Here is a 15,519-nt window from a genome sequence, read left to right as displayed (position 1 = left end):
AGGACGATGATCTCAACGTCTTGCGGATTTCGCCGACGCTCAACGGTCGGGTTGCCATCAAGGGTGATTTCGATGCGCTCACTGGTGAAATGTTGTTGTCGGCGCTCTCGGGTCTGTCGATGCCGAAACCAGCCGCGGACGGAACCCTCGATCAGCGATCGGCAGCCAAGCGCACCGCCGACGCCTTCGAGGAGCTGATTCGCCGGTACCTCGACAACGCTGTTACCGGTGTTGATGGTGGTCAGCGTCCGCATGTGAATGTGCATATCACCGCGAAAGATCTTGCCGAGCATCGCGAATGCGCCACGATGCGAGCTGACAGCGATGTCGCATCGAATGACGACGAGCCTGATTTCGAGGATCTTGACGTCGAGGATCTTGACGTCGGGTACATGCCATGGATGGGACCACTGAGTGTGAGCTTGACCCGGATGCTCGCGTGCGATTGCATGCTCTCCACCGTTTTGATGGACGGCAACGGTGCACCGCTCGATGCAACTCCACACAAACGCCTCGTCACAGCCGAACAGCGGACGGCACTGATCGCCCGGGACAAGGGTTGCGCCTTCCCCAACTGTGATGCGGTGCCGGCTTGGTGCGACGCCCACCACATAAAGCCGTGGTCGGTCGGCGGTTTGACGGTGATGGACAACCTCGCCCTTCTCTGCCGAAACCACCACCGATTGATCCACAGCACCAGCGGGTTCCGCGGCATCTGGGAAATCAAAATGGGCGATGATCACAAACCCTGGTTCATCCCACCAGCTGCGATCGACCCGAAACAACGACCCCGCCGCTCCACCACCCGCCAAGGCCCAGTCCACCGAGACTAAAACCGGCTGCGCCGGAACTACATACCGCGCCTAAGCTTCGCATCACCAGCAAAGACGATGCGAAGCCCACACGCATGTGTTCATTTATCGAACGGCCGGGAGATACGGAGCAAGCTCCGGTTCAGGATTCACGTCGAATGACCGCAATGCCATGGCGAGCATCGAGTAGCAGCCAACCGTGAACACCGTATCCATCAGTTGTTCGGTGTTGAACTCCTCGGCCAGCGCCGACCAGGTCAGCTCACTCACCACGCCGTCCGCCAGCAATTCGTCTACCGCACTGAGCAGGGACCGTTCGAGCGATGACCACTCGGATGCACCCGAGCCGTCCGCGACCCGGAGGATTTCGTCCTTCGTCATGCCGGCATTTTCGGCAAGGATGACGTGCTGGGCCCACTCGTAATCGGATCGCTGCACCGACGCGACGCGGAGTACAAGCAGTTCCCGTTGTCTGTCGGTAAGTGAAGTCCCAGAAAGCAAGTGCGCGTTGAAGGACAGAAATGGCATTGCCAATGCGGGATATTGTGCCAATGTCCCGACCAGGTTGAGTCCGGCCTTACCGGCCCGTTGTGGATCGGCAGCAACGGTCGTTCGGAAGCCGTCGAAGAATGTCCTCATCTCGGGGGTCCATTGTTGCGGTGTTGCGGGCGAAATTCGAGCCATCGACTGTAAATCCTCTCGGGAATCGCACGTAGTGAGGTCAGGTATTCCGGCCACCGTTGACACCGATGCTCTGCCCGGTGACGTAACTGGCTTCCTCGCTGGTGAGGAATGCGCAGACAGCGGCCACATCTTCGGGTGTGCCGATCCGGCCGACGGGTGTTTTAGCTGTCTGTTGTTCGAGATCGATGAATCCTTTCTCGACTGTGTTGCGCAGCATCGGGGTGTCGATAAATCCGGGAGGAATCGTATTGACGGTGATTCTGTATTTTGCGAATTCGAGCGCCAATACCTTTGTGAGGCCGACAACTCCCGATTTAGCGGCAACATAGCCGGCCAGTCCGGGGGCGCCACTGTGAATGCTCGACGACGAGATGTTGACGATCCGGCCCCAGCCTTCCTCGATCATGTCTGGCAGCACAGCTTGGCAACAGTCGAACGTGCCGGTGAGATTGATCGCGAGCGAGCGGTTCCACGTTTCAGCGGTGAGGTCGAGGAAAGGGCCGTCGATGCTCAATCCGGCGCTGTTCACCAGGATGGTTGGTCGTCCTAGACGTGCACGCGCTTCGTTCAATCCTGCGTCGATCGCGGCCCGGTCGGTCACGTCGACGGTCAATCCGATGGCTTTGCCGCCCGACAGTGAGATCGATGATGCCAACGCCTCGGCGGCACTGCCGTCGATATCGAGGATCGCCACCATCGCGCCGTCGGAGGCGAGTCGCCGGCTGATCGCTGCTCCGATACCCGATGCCCCACCAGTGACTACCGCGGTGCGACTGTTCACTTGATGCTCTCGTGGCCGACCAGGGTTGAGCGATGCATGCGGCGGGGCTCGCTCCTGTCGAACTCGCAGGCCCGGTGGACGAGGCCGGAGTTGTCCCAGATCACCAGGTCACCTTCGGACCATGTGTGCCGATACACCAGTTCTTGTGTTGTGGCGCGCTTTTCGAGATCGTCCAGGAGCGCGCGACTTTCGTCGAAATCCATTCCGACGACATGGGATGTCGTCGCGCCGAACACGAGTGAATGCCGACCCGATTCATGCTGCCACACCAAGGGATGTTCCACTTCACGGCGCGACGACCATTCCTTCAATTGGGTCGGTGTCGGATCCGGGTACGTCAGCTGCTGAATTGCCGCGAAGGTGTGGACCACGCGTAGATCGGCGAACAGCTTCTTCTCCTCGGCGGAGAGTGCCTCGTATGCGGCGTAGGTACTGGCGAACTCGGTTTCACCACCGCGGTTGGCTGTGACACGTGCACTCATCACCGACGCCTTCGGTGCGATCTTGTCGAGCAGGCCGTCGATGTGCCAGAAGTCGTTACTGGCAAGGTATTCCGCATTCGGATTCGAGGGGTCGAAGCTGATCTCCATCACTTCTTCTGCGTCGTACGGTGGGAAGCGGGAGAAGTTGATCAGGGTGCCGAGTTTCCGGCAGAACTCGACTTGCGTTCGATCGTCGACATTGATCTGGCGGAACAGGAGTACGCTGTGTTTCTCCAGTGCAGTCATGCATGCATCTGCGAGGTCGTCATCTCGGAGTAGCCGATCAGTATCGACGCCGAGAACCTCCGCGCCGAGATTTTTGCTGAGTTTCTTGATGTCAAGCGTGGTCATGGGTGCTCCTGGATCAGTCAGGGACGTGCGGGTTCCGCGTGTTTGTCAATGGTCGTTGTTGCGGTGGGTCTGTAGTGCTGCGCGGCGACGCGCCGTTGACGTGAATGTCAGGAACAGAGAACTCATCTAGTGCTACTCAGGAAGCGCCGGCTGTGTAGCCGAGCATGCCCTTGATCTCCAGGTAGTCGTGGAAACCGAACTCACCCCACTCACGTCCGTTGCCGCTCTTCTTGTAACCGCCGAACGGTGCGGCGAAGTCGAATCCGTCGTTGATTGCGACGGACCCGGCACGGATCCGTCGAGCGACGGCCCGAGCTTGGTCGAGGTCCGCGCCGGCAACAAATCCGGCCAGACCGTACTCGGTGTCGTTCGCGATGTCGATGGCGTCGTCGATGTTGTCGTAGCCGAGAATCGTGAGAACCGGTCCGAAGATTTCCTCGCGGGCGATGGTCATGTTGTTGGTGACGTCGGCAAAAACGGTGGGCCGCACGTAGTAGCCCGTCGGCAAGTGGTCCGGACGTCCGGGACCGCCCGCCACCAGCGTTGCACCTTCGCCGACACCCTTGTCGATCAGGGACTGGATCTTCTCGAACTGGGCCTCGGACACTATGGGGCCGATTGCGAAGTCTCCGCTCGGATCACCCACGGTCACCTGGGATGCGGCTTCTCGTGCGGCACTGATGGCTTCGGCCATTCGGGAAGTGGGCACAAGCATGCGCGACGGTGCACTGCACGTCTGCCCGGAGTTCATCATCATGGTTGCGACACCCTTGCCGACGTTCTCGGCGAAGTCGTCGTCATCGAGGATGATGTTCGGGCTCTTGCCGCCGAGCTCCTGCGAGACTCGCTTGACGCCGGGAGCGGCGTTGGTGGCGATGTCGATGCCGGCCCGGGTGGAGCCGGTGAACGAGATCATGTCGACGCCCGGGTGTGCGGACAGTGCCGCCCCGACGGTGGGTCCGTCGCCCTGGACGAGGTTGAACACTCCGCCGGGAACTCCTGCAGCGTCGAGGATTTCGGTGAAAATCTGCCCGGTGAACGGCGACTTCTCCGAAGGTTTGAGCACCATGGTGCAACCAGTTGCCAACGCGGGGAAGACTTTCACTGCAATCAGGCTGATCGGCCAGTTCCACGGTGTGATCAGTCCGCAGACTCCGATCGGTTCCTTGACGATCAGTGAATCGCCCTGCTGCTCCTCGAACGTGAAGTTCTCGAGTGCCTCGATCGCGGTGGTCAGATGACCGGCACCAAGGTTCACCTGGAAACCGTTGGCCAGTGCGTTCGGTGCGCCCATCTCCTCTGTCAGAGCTGCAGCAAGGTCGCCCATGCGGTTCTGGTATTCGGTGAGAATGTTTCGCAGAATCGTGAGTCGTTCCTCGCGGCTGGTAACCGACCAACTCGGGAACGCGTCGCGCGCTGCCGCAACGGCGCGGTCGACATCAGTCGAAGATCCTGATGCCACTGTGCCGCATACCTTTTCAGTCGCGGGATTGACGATCTCGAGGGTAGTGGACTCGGCCGGGTCGACCCATTGTCCGCCGATGTAGAACTTCAGATATTCACGCATGACTGTTCTGGTCCCTTTCGCGGTGTTCGTGAGTACTTGTCGAGTCGGGAATGATCCGAGCTGGATTGTTCACTGAGTGCCTTCCGCGTACCACGTTCGGAACTCGTCGTAGCTCGGCATTTCCTCGGAATTCGCCTTGGGGTCGACGGCAACGTGGATTACGCCCGGCTTGCCGCTGGCGTATGCGCGCTTGATCGCCGGCGCGATGTCCTCGTCCCGGTCGACGTACTCGCCGTAGCAGCCGAAGCCTTCGGCGACCTTGTCGAGCCGCGTATCGGTGCTCCAGTGAACGCCGGTCTCGAGCGATCCCTGGCCGTAGGTGCGTTTGTAGACTCCCACCTCGAGTCCCCATGCGTAGTCGACGGCAACAACGCAGACCAGCGGCAGGTTCAGGCGCGCAGCGGTTTCCAGCTCCGCGATATGGAATTGGAACGACGAGTCGCCGGTGATCAACATGATGGGACGTTGGCCGCCGTCAGCGACACCGGCGCCGACGGCGTACGGGAGCCCGGTGCCGAGGTGGCCGAAGTTCTGATTCCACATCACGTCATGGGGCTTTGCCTGCGAGTACGTCCAGCCGAAAATAGTGGTGGCGCCGCCGTCGCGGACCATGATGCCGTCGCTCGGAAAATCCTTGGTCGCCTCGACGATCAGTCGAGCGGGATGCACCGGAGTCATGCCGGACGGCGCCGTTTCTGCAAGTTCCGCCAGCTGCGCCGCATCCTGTTTGATCCAGCCGTCGAGTTCGGAGGTTGCCCTGCGAGGTGCATCCCACAGCGCGTCGGCGAGTTGGGGAACAATCGCTCGGAGATCGCCGACGAGCGGCACATCGATGGTGCGGTTGACGCCGATCGCCTCCGGATCCTGTTCGACGAGGATCCATTTCCGGTTGGCTTCGTTTGCGATCCAGTGCCGGCCCCGACCGTAGTGGACCGGCTCACCGAGTTCGGTGCCGATCGCCAGGCAAAGATCGGATTTCACCACGGCGTCGACTGCGGCGGACGAGAAGCCGTACGGGAAGGTGCGGTCCTCGAGTCCCTCGATGAAAGAGGTGCCGCCTGACGTCTGAATGACAGGGCAGGCCATGGCATCTGCGAGTGCTTTGACGGATTCGCCGGCGCGGGACGTGTGGACGCCGTGCCCGATGAGCAGAATGGGTTGCTGCGCCGCTTGGATCAGTTTTACCGCTTCGGCAACGAAGTCCGGGCCCGCAGTCTGACCAACCATGCGATACGCATTGGGGGGCAACGGGTCTGGTACGTCCAGCTCTTCCTGGATGATGTGGGACGGGTATTCTATGTACACGGGGCCGGGGGTGCCGGACAGCGCCTTCCGCAGTCCTTCGCGGATAATTTCGTCCGTCTGATCGGCATATTCGATGCTGGCACTGTACTTTACGGATGCCTCGACGAGGTTTGCCTGTTTGACGAATTGAATGCGCCCACGTCGAACGCGCTGTTCGGTAATACGGGCGCGCTGGCCACCGAGGAAGATGACCGGCGAGTTCTCGACCTTGGCGCACATCATCGCGCCGGCGAGGTTGGCAACACCGGGGCCGAGAGTGCCGATGCACACCGCGGCCTTGCCGGTCATGCGCGATACGGCTTCGGCCATGAATCCGGCCGACTCTTCATGGTGCGGCGCAACCACATTCCATCCACGTTCCTCGGCGAGGTGGAACATGTGCACGAAGTTCGGGTCTGGGATTCCGAAGATCGTGTTGATGCCCTCGGCTTCGAAGAGCTGCAAAATGCGTTCGTAAACCTTAACTGACATGTGCGTTGCCCTCCATGGCTATCGCAAAACTCTTGGTGATGTGGTCGACGTGAGCTGATGGGACGACGGGCAGGATCCACGGATCGCGGATATCGCGGATTGCCTCGATCTGCCTTCCTACGTCCTCGATCGACCACGACGGTTGATACACGCCGGGGGTTTCGGCGATGAATGCGCGAGCAACGCGGCCACCGATCGTCACCAGCATTTCGCCGGTGACGGAACAGGATTCGTGGGCCAGCCACGCAGCCGTCGGGGCCGTGAGTTCCGGTCCCATAGGCGGGTACGACGAGGTGTCGATCCCGTCTGCCAGGCGGGTGATCGCTGCAGGTATGACGACGTTGGACAAGACGCCGTGATCGGCACCCTCGAGAGCTGCCACGTTGGATAGCCCGATGATGCCTGCCTTCGATGCCGCGTAGTTCGCGATCCGATTGTTGCCGTACAGACCGCCGATCGACGAGGTCAGCACGATCCGGCCGTATCCGGCGTCGCACATCAGCGGGAATGCGGGCCGCAGTACGTGAAATGCGCCGCGGAGGTGAACGTCGAGGACAGCGTCGAAATCCTCGTACGTCATCTCCGTCAGCGACGCGTAACGATTGTTTCCGGCGTTGTGGATGAGGATGTCGATGCGTCCGTAGTGCTCGATCGCCGCGTCGATGATCGCCTGGCCGCCCGCTGCGGTCGCGACGGATGCGGTGCATGAGACTGCTTCGCCCCCGGCAGCAGTGATCTCCGCGACGACCGCACCCGCGACCCCACTATCTGTATTCTCACCACTGATCCCGACACCGGGGTCGTTGACGACAACTTTGGCGCCCTTTGACGCGAGCAGTAATGCGTACTCACGTCCGATACCTCTGCCTGCGCCGGTGATGACGGCAACACGACCGTCGAAGCGGGCCTCAGACATCGAGTTTCAGGCCTTCCAATGTGCCCGTGTCCCGCCAGGTTTGAAGGATTTCGCCGAGTTCGTAGAAGCCGCCCCAGAACGGGTCGCCGAGGAACGAGCGTCCGTTCGGCTCGCCTTCACTGTTGTAATAGCCGGGGGTGCATTCCGACGTGAATGTGCTGTTGTCGATCGAGTGGGCCCGGATGGTCTGGATCCAGCCTTCTTCAGCGGCTGCGGTGGGTTCGACATGCGTGGCTCCGCGCGCCTGGGCCTCCTTGATGATGTACGCGATGTGGTCGGCCTGCTGCTCGAACATCAGCGTGGTCGATGCGGTGACGCCACCCTGAACGAAGCCGGTGGCAAAGTGGTTGGGGAAGCCGTGCGCCATGACACCGTGCAGGGTGCGGAATCCCTTGCCCCAGTGGTCGTAGAGGGAGGTTCCGTCCCGACCGGCAAACGGCGCGATGTCGAACTGGCGGTCGAGCGCGGTGGTGATCTCGAAGCCGCTCGCGAACACGATCGCGTCGAACTCGAGCTCGACGCCGTCGACCATGATGCCCCTCTCGGTAATACGTTCCACGCCTTTGGTTTCCGACACATCGATCAGCGTGACGTTCGGGCGGTTGAAGGTCGGGAGGTAGTCGTCGTTGAAGACCGGGCGCTTGCACATGTTGCGGTAGTACGGCTTCAGTAGTTCAGCAGTGTCAGAGTCGTCGACGATCTCCTCGATCCGTCGGCGGAGCCGCTCCATCGAACGGTAGTCCTCGATCTCCTTGAGTTCCATGAACTTCACCGGATCGGCGAGCGCGGCCCAGCCGTTGGTTTCGGTCAGCTTCGCGGCCATGTTGCGCGAGACTTCGGTCCAGCCGTCGCAGATGAGGTCCGGCTCGCCGGGGGAGTAGAAGGCAAAGGCGGCATTGTGGAAGTTGCGCTGACGAGCTGCCCGCCACCCTGGCTCGAGACTGTTCACCCATTGAGGATCGGTCGGGTAGTTGGCTCGCTCGAAGATGTACGACGGTGTCCGCTGGAAGACGGTCAGGTGCTTCGCGCCTTTTGCCAGGTGCGGGATCGCCTGAATACCACTCGATCCGGTGCCGATGACGGCGATGCGCTTGTCGGCGATCTTGTCCAGCCCGCCGTGCAGGTCACCGCCGGTGTAGTCGTAATCCCAACGTGCAGTGTGGAATGTGTGTCCCTTGAAGTCCGTGATCCCGGGGATGCCCGGAAGTTTCGGCCGGTTGTAGGGGCCCTGTGCCATGACGACAAAACGAGCACGGATCTCATCGCCCCGGTTGGTACGGATCTGCCAGCGATTGATCTCCTCGTCCCATTCCAGCGAGCGGATCAACGTATGGAAGATCGCATTGTCGTAGAACCCGAAGTGCTTTCCGATGCGCTGCGCGTGCTCGAAGCACTCGTCGCCGTGCGAGAAGCGCTCCTTCGGCATGTAGCCGGTTTCCTCGAGCAGCGGGAGGTAACAGTAGGCGTCCGAGTCGATCTGGATTCCCGGGTAGCGGTTCCAGTACCAGACACCGCCGAAGTCGCCACCGAGTTCGACGATCTTGAAGTCGGTGACACCCGCCTGCTGAAGGCGGTGCGCGGCAATGAGACCGCAGAATCCGCCGCCGAGGATTACCACCTCGATGTCGTCGGTGATGGGCTCGCGCGGTTCGACGGGCAGGTGCGGATCGCTCTCGTAGAAACCCGCGAATTCGTCGGCGGCCTCCACGTACTGCTGCTGACCTTCGGGACGTACACGCTTGTCGCGTTCGAGGAGGTACTTCGCCCGAAGAGCATCGATGTCGACGTCGGGAGTTTCTGTGGGCGCGCAGGGGGTCATGGCCGTAGCTTGGGTCGGTGCGGTCATCGGATCTTCTTTCGTCAGAGCAAGTCAGTACACGATGTGAGGTGTCAGGCGAGATTCACCGGCGCACCGGTACCCATGTACGTGGCCAGGTTGTGGTGGAGGTTGACGATGCTGCGTTCGCGGTACGGGTTGGGTTTCGGTCCGGAAAAGCCTTGCGATTTCATACCTTTCTGGACCGCAGCCATGTTCACGAAGTCCTGGGGCAGGACGGTTCGCCACGCCGGATCTTCCGGCGGCGTGAACTCCCATTCGGTTTTCGGTTCCTCGCCGGCGGGGAAGAGTTCGTAGACAGCGGCCTCGAAAATGCACTTGTTCGGATCGTCGCCGTAGGGCCGGGCGCTGTAGCAGAGCATGTTGTTCAGAGCGTGCCCGATCTGGAAGTTCGGGAAGATCTGCCACGCGGTGCCGCTGGCGGCGACAACCTGTGGGTCGACGGTCGGCCAGATCACTCCACGCGCTTCGTCGTCGCGCCTGGCCGAATCCAGCCAGTGACGCAGAACCTGGTCCGACGGGGTCCCCTCAGGGAGTTCGTCGATCAGTCGCCTGGCCGCATCGACGAGGGTCCGAGTGGTATTGGTGTTTGCATTTTCCCACGTGAAGTTCTGCATTTCGATGGTCGACTTCCGGGGGTCTGCGCCGCTGCCGATGCGCAGTTTCGCCTGGTTCTCCTCCATACCCTTCGGTGCGTCGTAACCGATGTTGCTGTGCTTGCCTTGGGCGCGGGACCAGCCGAGAAAATTCCCGAAGTTCATGAACTCCGGGTGGGTGTACGGCACATGGTAGGTCTCCATGAACGCTTCGAGCGCAACCTTCCAGTTGCAGTCGAAGACAAGCCATTTGCGCCACCGGTAACGCATGTTCTCGAGGTGGAAATGATCGAGAAGGGAAGCTGCGGGCTCGAGATAGTCGCGCAGGGGTTCGCAGTCGGGATCCATGTTGATCCAGATCCATCCACCCCAGGTGTCGACTGTGACGCCGTGCAGCTTCGTTGATTCCTCGGTCAACCCACACGGCCAGTCCTGACGTTCGGCGGCGAAGGTGTTCTTTCCGTCGAGGTCGTACCGCCAGCCGTGAAACCCGCAGATGAATTGCCTTGCCTGGCCGCGGGCTTCGTGTGCACCGCGCGGCGTGTCGACGAGTCGGCGACCGCGGTGGGAGCAGACGTTGTGATAGGCACTGATCGTGTCCGGGGCCGAGCGCACGATGATGACCGAGTCATCGAGAATTTCGTAGGTGAGAAAGTCGCCGACCTTGGGGATTTCCTCCACCCGACCGACCTGCTGCCACACTTTCGACCACAGCTTGTCGCCCTCGGCGCGGGCATACGTCTGCGAAATGTATGCCTCCACACCGATCGTGAGTGGTGTGGAATATGACTCGGGTGCAGTTGCTTCCGGAATGTTCTCGGCGATGTCGGTCATGGTGTCTCCTCTTCGCATCGGTTCTGGGTCAGTGCGTTATCGCGGCGCGGAACGATTCGTCCTTGAGAAAAAGTGACGTGTGATCTGGGCCCATGTGCGTCCACTTGAGATTCAGTCCGCCGTCCACGAGCAACGTCTGTCCGGTGATGTACGTCGAGAGATCCGACAGCAAGAAGAGAATTGCGCCGGCTTGCTCGTCCGGGCGGCCACGTCGACCCATCGTGATGGCGCGGCGATCACGCTCGGGATCATCGTCGACGTAGGTGGAAGACGCCGGGGTCGCAGTCACCCCGGGAGCGATCGCGTTCACTCGAATACCGTCTGCGGCCAGTTCCACGGCCATGGTTCGGGTTGCCGCGACCAAGGCGGCTTTTGCACTGCCGTAGCCGATATGGAAAGGCGCGGTGTTCATTCCGCTGATCGACGAGATCGACACGATGGAACCGGGACGGCTCTGCGCCTTCAATTCCGACGCGACCATCTGGCTCATGAAGAACATCGTTTCGAGATTTGCCGTGAACAATTCGCGCCAGTCCGCTCGGGTGACGCGAGTGGACGGCATCCAGGTTGCAGGCGCAGCGCCGCCGGCGACGTTGACCAATCCGTGGAGGTCGCCATCGGTGCGCCGAATCTGCTCCCGCACCAGGGCGATACCGTCGTCGGTGGACGCATCGGCCGCCAGTGGGATGATGGAAAGACCCTGCGCGATAAGTGGTTCGATGTGGGTCTGGAGGTTTTCCTTGGAACGGCTCACGGCGATCACGGTTGCTCCGGCGCGGGCGAGCATGCTCGTTACCGACGTGCCGATCCCGCCGCCTGCTGCGCCCGAGACAACCACGATGCGTCCGTCCAGACCGACAAAGCTGTCGCCAACTTGGCTGTTGCTCATGGCGCGGCTCACACTGCCTTGCGTAGTGCCAGGACGCTGCCCTCTGCATCTGCGGAGACGTAGATTGTTCCGTCCGGTCCGGCCGCGATGCCGGCGAACGGGCCCTGAGGACCGGAGAACGGCGCCAGTCCCAGCAGCGGCTTGGGGGTGACACCCTCGGGTGCGCCCACCGGCAGATTGCCGGCAACTCTCTGCTGAATCTTGGTCGACAGATCGAAGCTGATCAGGGCTTTTGCCCCGACATCGACGATGTAGAGCACGCCGCCCCGAACAAGAATTCCTTGCGGATTCTCGAGTCCGTCGACGATCGTGTCGACGCTGGAGCCGTTGATCGCGACGATTCGTCCGGCACCGGCTTCGGAGACCAGACAGGTACCTTCCGCGGTGAAGGCCACGCCCATCGGGTCGTGCAGTCCGGAGGCCAACTCTTCGATCTGCCCGCCCGACCCGACGGCAACTACTGTGCCCGCCCCCAGATCGGCAACCGCGATGGTTCCGTTCGCGGAGACCGCAACACCGTAGAGTTGGTCGAGTCCTTCGGTGAGGACCTCACTTTCGGCGGTGACGGCGTTGTAGCGCGATACGGTTCCGTTGCCCGCGACGATGAATTCGCCGTCGCCGACGGCCGTCATTCCGCGGATGTAACCGGGGTATCCTGGGCTGAAAAGCATTCCGAGAGTGCGGAGTTCGCCGCTCGGTTCGAGTGCGAGCAAGAAGGTGCCGTCGGCGATGTACAACGTGCCGTCCGGGCCAACGGTCAAATCCAGGGGCCAGGTCAAACCGTCGGCCAAGGCGGTGCGGGTTTGGCCGCCACCGAGGATCTCCGTGATCTGGCCGGTGAAACTCGATACGAACAGTCGATCACCTACGAAAGTGAGATTGTCGAGTCCGGGATCGAGGCTTGCCAGTACGGTGCGATCGCCGTTGCGGGGATTGATCCGCAGCACTTCGCCCGACGCCACCTGGGTGGAGACGATGAAGCCCTTGGAGTCGAACTTGACTGCGTCCGGGACGCCGAGATCTGCTGCGACACGTTCGGGTTCGCCGTTGCCGTCGGGGTCGATGCGCCAGATTTCGTTGGTCCCGAGCACCGGGTAGTACAGCTTGCCGTCGGGGCCGACCTCCATGCCATTGGGCATCGGGAGGTCTTCGAGAAGTATCCGGGGTGCGCCGCCGTCGAGGCTCAGTTCCATCAACCGGCCGCCGATGCGGCACTCGTTGACGAACAGTCGCCCCTGGTGGAACGTGATTCCGTTGACTCCGGGGAGGTCGTCGCGCAACAGCCGCGTGCTGCCGTTTGATTCGCGCACGCTCACCCGGCCGTCGTAGTACTCGGTGATGTACAGGTCGCCGGTGGGATCGAAGGCGACGTCGTCGGGCGCGACGATGTCGCTGCCCATGGCGCTGATGGTCTCGAGGTTGCCGGTGTCGATGTCGAGCGCGCTGATCTGGCTGCCTGCTACCTGCGCCACGTAGACGCGGCCGTCCGGTCCGGTGCGGAGTCCGTTTGCGCCGAACAGCCTGCTCGGGGGAGTGAGCCTGGTGAGATTCCAGCCCTCGGCGAGGGTGAATTGCGCTGGGCTGGTGTAGCGGGCCGCCTGTGTCAAGGAGTGCCTCCTGTGGTGAGGAGAGATTTGGGGGTGAGTAGACGGGCCTCGACTGACCGATTGGGTCGTGACGTACGCCACTCTTCGTTGATCGTGAGCTAATCACGGAACCCTAAGCATTTCAAGTATTGCAATCCTTAGGAGGATGGAAGTACGATTCTCGCTATATGTGTGTCTCATTTCCGGTTTTGACGCAGCGCCGATCGTGGGCAGTCCACATGACCGCCATGTACGTATGCGGAATGCGGCGGTTCTGGTCGCTGTGAGTCCGTCGCTGCTGGCCGGCAGGCAAGGGGTTCGGCCAGGGGTTCTGACTGTCCTTGGTGGACAGTGACTTTGGTTCGCCCTGACCTTCGATCAATCCGGCACACTTCGGCGACATGCCGGACGGAGGCATGATCGAAACCGTAAGTCCAGGTGCTGATCTGCCCGCAGGCGCGTTACTCGGCGACCCGCGACTATCCGCAGATTCGCGACTACCGTGGGCCGGGCTCGGCGTCACGCGATGCGGTCACCTCATTGCCTTCATTGGCGGCCTACATCCGCGAAGGCATCCACGATTCGTGCGTGGTTGACCCGCTCTACGATCGCTTTCCACGCTTCTCCGGACGCAACCGTGGATACCGTCTATTCCGGTAACGCGATGGCGTGCAAGACTGGTGGATGAACCGCTGAGTCATCCGTTCCGGATAGGTGCTGTTTTACGGCAACAGGGTGAAAATCGCGGCGGGTGAAAATCACAAGGGTGGCAAATGTACGAATCGAATTTGTTCTCCGACTCCAGTGCAACGGAGTCGGCCGAGATCGAAAAAACGGCAGAGGAATTGGCGTCCGAACGCACAGCTTCTGTGGCGGAACGCTCCAATGCCGATACCGCTGAACAGCGCCAGTCTCAACTGTTCAGCGGGTAGCTGTTCGGCGTCGAGGCGGGTCAGGGTTCTTTGAGGACGGAGATCACGTTGCCGGCCGGGTCGGTAAACCAGGCGATGTCGGGTCCGTTGCCTCGCATGATGCCGTTCTCCTCCTGAGGGAATCCGTCGTATTTGACGAACTCCACTCCGCGGCCGGTCAGTTCGTCGACCGCACTGTCGATATCGTCCACGAGGAAATTCAGGATCGTGTACGACGCGGGTTCGTGATTCGGCTTGGGATAGACGAGTATTTCGGTCCCACCTGCTAGGTGCAGGCGGATAATTCCCATTTCCTCGTCGGTGACCTTCAATCCGAGGGTGTCACCATAGAATTTCTTGGCCGTGTCAATGTCGTCGACAGAGAATCCGCTGATGGCTTTTGTGCTTCCGAGTGCGCTCATTCTTTGTCCTCGCTCATGGTCGACTCCATCTCTGCTCGGGCCGCCTCGCTGAACTCGATGATCTGAATGTAGTTGCCATCGGGGTCGATCGCGGTGGCAAACCAACTACCGCCGCGGTCTTCGAGCGGGGCAAACCAGGTTCCTCCCAGTGCATCGATCCGCTTCGCAACTGCGCGCGCATCGTCTGTCTCGATGTTCAGGAACATCCGGCCGGGTTCTTTGTTGGTGTCGCCGATGTCGTCGCGTTTGTCGATCATCATGTAGAAACCGTTGAAGTCGAGGACGTCGTAGCCGGGTTCTCCGGGGGTGCGGTCGACTTTCGGCGCAAATGCCTGCGCATACCAGTCGCGCAGCCGATCTGGGTTGGTGCTGGAGAGCAAGATGCTCCCGATGCTGGATCCGGTCATGCTTCCTCCTGCTGGTAGCCGTACGGGCGAGTCGAGAAGGACTGCCTAGATTTATAGACTGCCCACTTCGGCAAAAGTCATCGCAAGATACTCAAATATGTTCGGATACGAGGATTGCTGTTGTGCCCGGTTCGAGCGCGCGGAAGATATGTTCTTCGTCGCCGGGGTAGGAGAGGTAGTCACCAGGGCCCAGTTCGACCGGCTCGGCACTGGGTCCGACTTCGGCTCGACCACGTCCGATGACAACGTGTTCGGTGGTTCCGCGCGCGTGGGGCGTCGAGATGCGCGGTTCGCCCGGTTCGGCGACTATCCGGTAGAGGTCGCGGCGGGCATTCGGTGGGCTGGGAGCCAGAAGCGTCGCAATGTACGAAGCGTTTGCCGACGCAATGGCCGGGCCATCTCCGGCGCGAATCAGCTGGACAGGTTGCGACGGGGCGTCGACGAGTTGCGCGAACGGAACGCCCAGCGCGTTTCCGAGAGCCCACAACGTTTCCAGGCTGGGGTTTCCCATCCCGGATTCGAGTTGTGAGAGTGTCGATTTGGCGATGTCGGCCCGTCGTGCGACTTCGGAGATGCTCAGTCCGGCTCGGGTGCGCTCTCGTTTGAGCGCGCGCGCAACCAGTTGCTGAGGTGGTGTGCTGTCCCCACTCGTCATCGTTCGATGCTCC

The 15,519-nt window shown here is 61.2% G+C and carries 15 protein-coding genes; 2 read left to right on the top strand and 13 right to left on the bottom strand.

The window, feature by feature from the left end; all coding sequences use genetic code 11:
• On the top strand, positions 1 to 833 hold an 833-nt coding region (locus V2B23_RS25255; RefSeq protein ID WP_430952806.1), incomplete at its 5' end, for a DUF222 domain-containing protein.
• 84 nt (positions 834 to 917) lie between these two features.
• On the opposite strand, the gene V2B23_RS25250 is transcribed toward V2B23_RS25255, so the two are convergent.
• The 10 genes from V2B23_RS25250 to V2B23_RS25205 form a co-directional block, all read right to left on the bottom strand.
• Positions 918 to 1,496 (bottom strand): carboxymuconolactone decarboxylase family protein, encoded by a 579-nt coding sequence (locus V2B23_RS25250; RefSeq protein WP_430952805.1) that lies wholly within the window; start codon positions 1,494 to 1,496, stop codon positions 918 to 920.
• A gap of 37 nt (positions 1,497 to 1,533) precedes the next feature.
• Positions 1,534 to 2,277, bottom strand: a complete 744-nt coding sequence (locus tag V2B23_RS25245; protein WP_430952804.1) for an SDR family NAD(P)-dependent oxidoreductase — start codon at positions 2,275 to 2,277, stop codon at positions 1,534 to 1,536.
• A complete protein-coding gene (locus tag V2B23_RS25240; protein WP_430952803.1) occupies positions 2,274 to 3,110 on the bottom strand; it encodes a TauD/TfdA dioxygenase family protein in 837 nt (278 codons plus the stop codon). Before V2B23_RS25240 ends, V2B23_RS25245 begins: the two co-directional genes overlap by 4 nt.
• Positions 3,111 to 3,246: 136 nt before the next feature.
• Positions 3,247 to 4,677 carry an aldehyde dehydrogenase family protein gene (locus V2B23_RS25235; protein ID WP_430952802.1) on the bottom strand — a complete coding sequence of 477 codons (1,431 nt, stop codon included), beginning with the start codon at positions 4,675 to 4,677 and terminating at the stop codon, positions 3,247 to 3,249.
• 69 nt (positions 4,678 to 4,746) lie between these two features.
• The gene (locus V2B23_RS25230; RefSeq protein WP_430952801.1) at positions 4,747 to 6,453 is read right to left on the bottom strand and encodes a thiamine pyrophosphate-binding protein; all 1,707 of its coding nucleotides are present in this window, start codon (positions 6,451 to 6,453) and stop codon (positions 4,747 to 4,749) included.
• On the bottom strand, positions 6,443 to 7,369 hold the full coding sequence (locus V2B23_RS25225; RefSeq protein ID WP_430952800.1) for an SDR family NAD(P)-dependent oxidoreductase: 927 nt from the start codon (positions 7,367 to 7,369) through the stop codon (positions 6,443 to 6,445). The genes V2B23_RS25230 and V2B23_RS25225 overlap by 11 nt, the downstream gene beginning before the upstream one ends.
• Positions 7,362 to 9,215: a flavin-containing monooxygenase gene (locus V2B23_RS25220; RefSeq protein ID WP_430952799.1), complete on the bottom strand. Its 1,854-nt coding sequence runs from the start codon at positions 9,213 to 9,215 to the stop codon at positions 7,362 to 7,364. Before V2B23_RS25220 ends, V2B23_RS25225 begins: the two co-directional genes overlap by 8 nt.
• Positions 9,216 to 9,259: 44 nt before the next feature.
• A complete protein-coding gene (locus V2B23_RS25215; protein ID WP_430952798.1) occupies positions 9,260 to 10,636 on the bottom strand; it encodes an aromatic ring-hydroxylating oxygenase subunit alpha in 1,377 nt (458 codons plus the stop codon).
• A gap of 28 nt (positions 10,637 to 10,664) precedes the next feature.
• On the bottom strand, positions 10,665 to 11,525 hold the full coding sequence (locus V2B23_RS25210; RefSeq protein ID WP_430952797.1) for an SDR family NAD(P)-dependent oxidoreductase: 861 nt from the start codon (positions 11,523 to 11,525) through the stop codon (positions 10,665 to 10,667).
• An 8-nt stretch (positions 11,526 to 11,533) separates the two neighbouring features.
• Entirely contained in the window at positions 11,534 to 13,132 is a 1,599-nt protein-coding gene (locus V2B23_RS25205; RefSeq protein ID WP_430952796.1) for an SMP-30/gluconolactonase/LRE family protein, read from the bottom strand.
• A gap of 752 nt (positions 13,133 to 13,884) precedes the next feature.
• Between V2B23_RS25205 and V2B23_RS25200 the strand changes: the two genes are divergently transcribed.
• Positions 13,885 to 14,043 (top strand): hypothetical protein, encoded by a 159-nt coding sequence (locus V2B23_RS25200; RefSeq protein WP_165826276.1) that lies wholly within the window; start codon positions 13,885 to 13,887, stop codon positions 14,041 to 14,043.
• A gap of 20 nt (positions 14,044 to 14,063) precedes the next feature.
• On the opposite strand, the gene V2B23_RS25195 is transcribed toward V2B23_RS25200, so the two are convergent.
• The 3 genes from V2B23_RS25195 to V2B23_RS25185 all read right to left on the bottom strand — a co-directional run bounded on the left by V2B23_RS25195 (position 14,064) and on the right by V2B23_RS25185 (position 15,506).
• Positions 14,064 to 14,444: a VOC family protein gene (locus V2B23_RS25195; RefSeq protein WP_430952795.1), complete on the bottom strand. Its 381-nt coding sequence runs from the start codon at positions 14,442 to 14,444 to the stop codon at positions 14,064 to 14,066.
• Positions 14,441 to 14,851: a VOC family protein gene (locus tag V2B23_RS25190; RefSeq protein ID WP_430952794.1), complete on the bottom strand. Its 411-nt coding sequence runs from the start codon at positions 14,849 to 14,851 to the stop codon at positions 14,441 to 14,443. Before V2B23_RS25190 ends, V2B23_RS25195 begins: the two co-directional genes overlap by 4 nt.
• Before the next feature lie 91 nt (positions 14,852 to 14,942).
• Positions 14,943 to 15,506 carry a helix-turn-helix domain-containing protein gene (locus V2B23_RS25185; protein WP_430952793.1) on the bottom strand — a complete coding sequence of 188 codons (564 nt, stop codon included), beginning with the start codon at positions 15,504 to 15,506 and terminating at the stop codon, positions 14,943 to 14,945.
• Positions 15,507 to 15,519 lie beyond the last annotated feature (13 nt).

This window comes from Rhodococcus sp. 24CO (assembly GCF_050586165.1).
GTDB lineage: Bacteria > Actinomycetota > Actinomycetes > Mycobacteriales > Mycobacteriaceae > Rhodococcus_F.
Note: the sequence above shows the minus strand (reverse complement) of the source record. Positions and strands in the feature narration are given on the sequence as shown.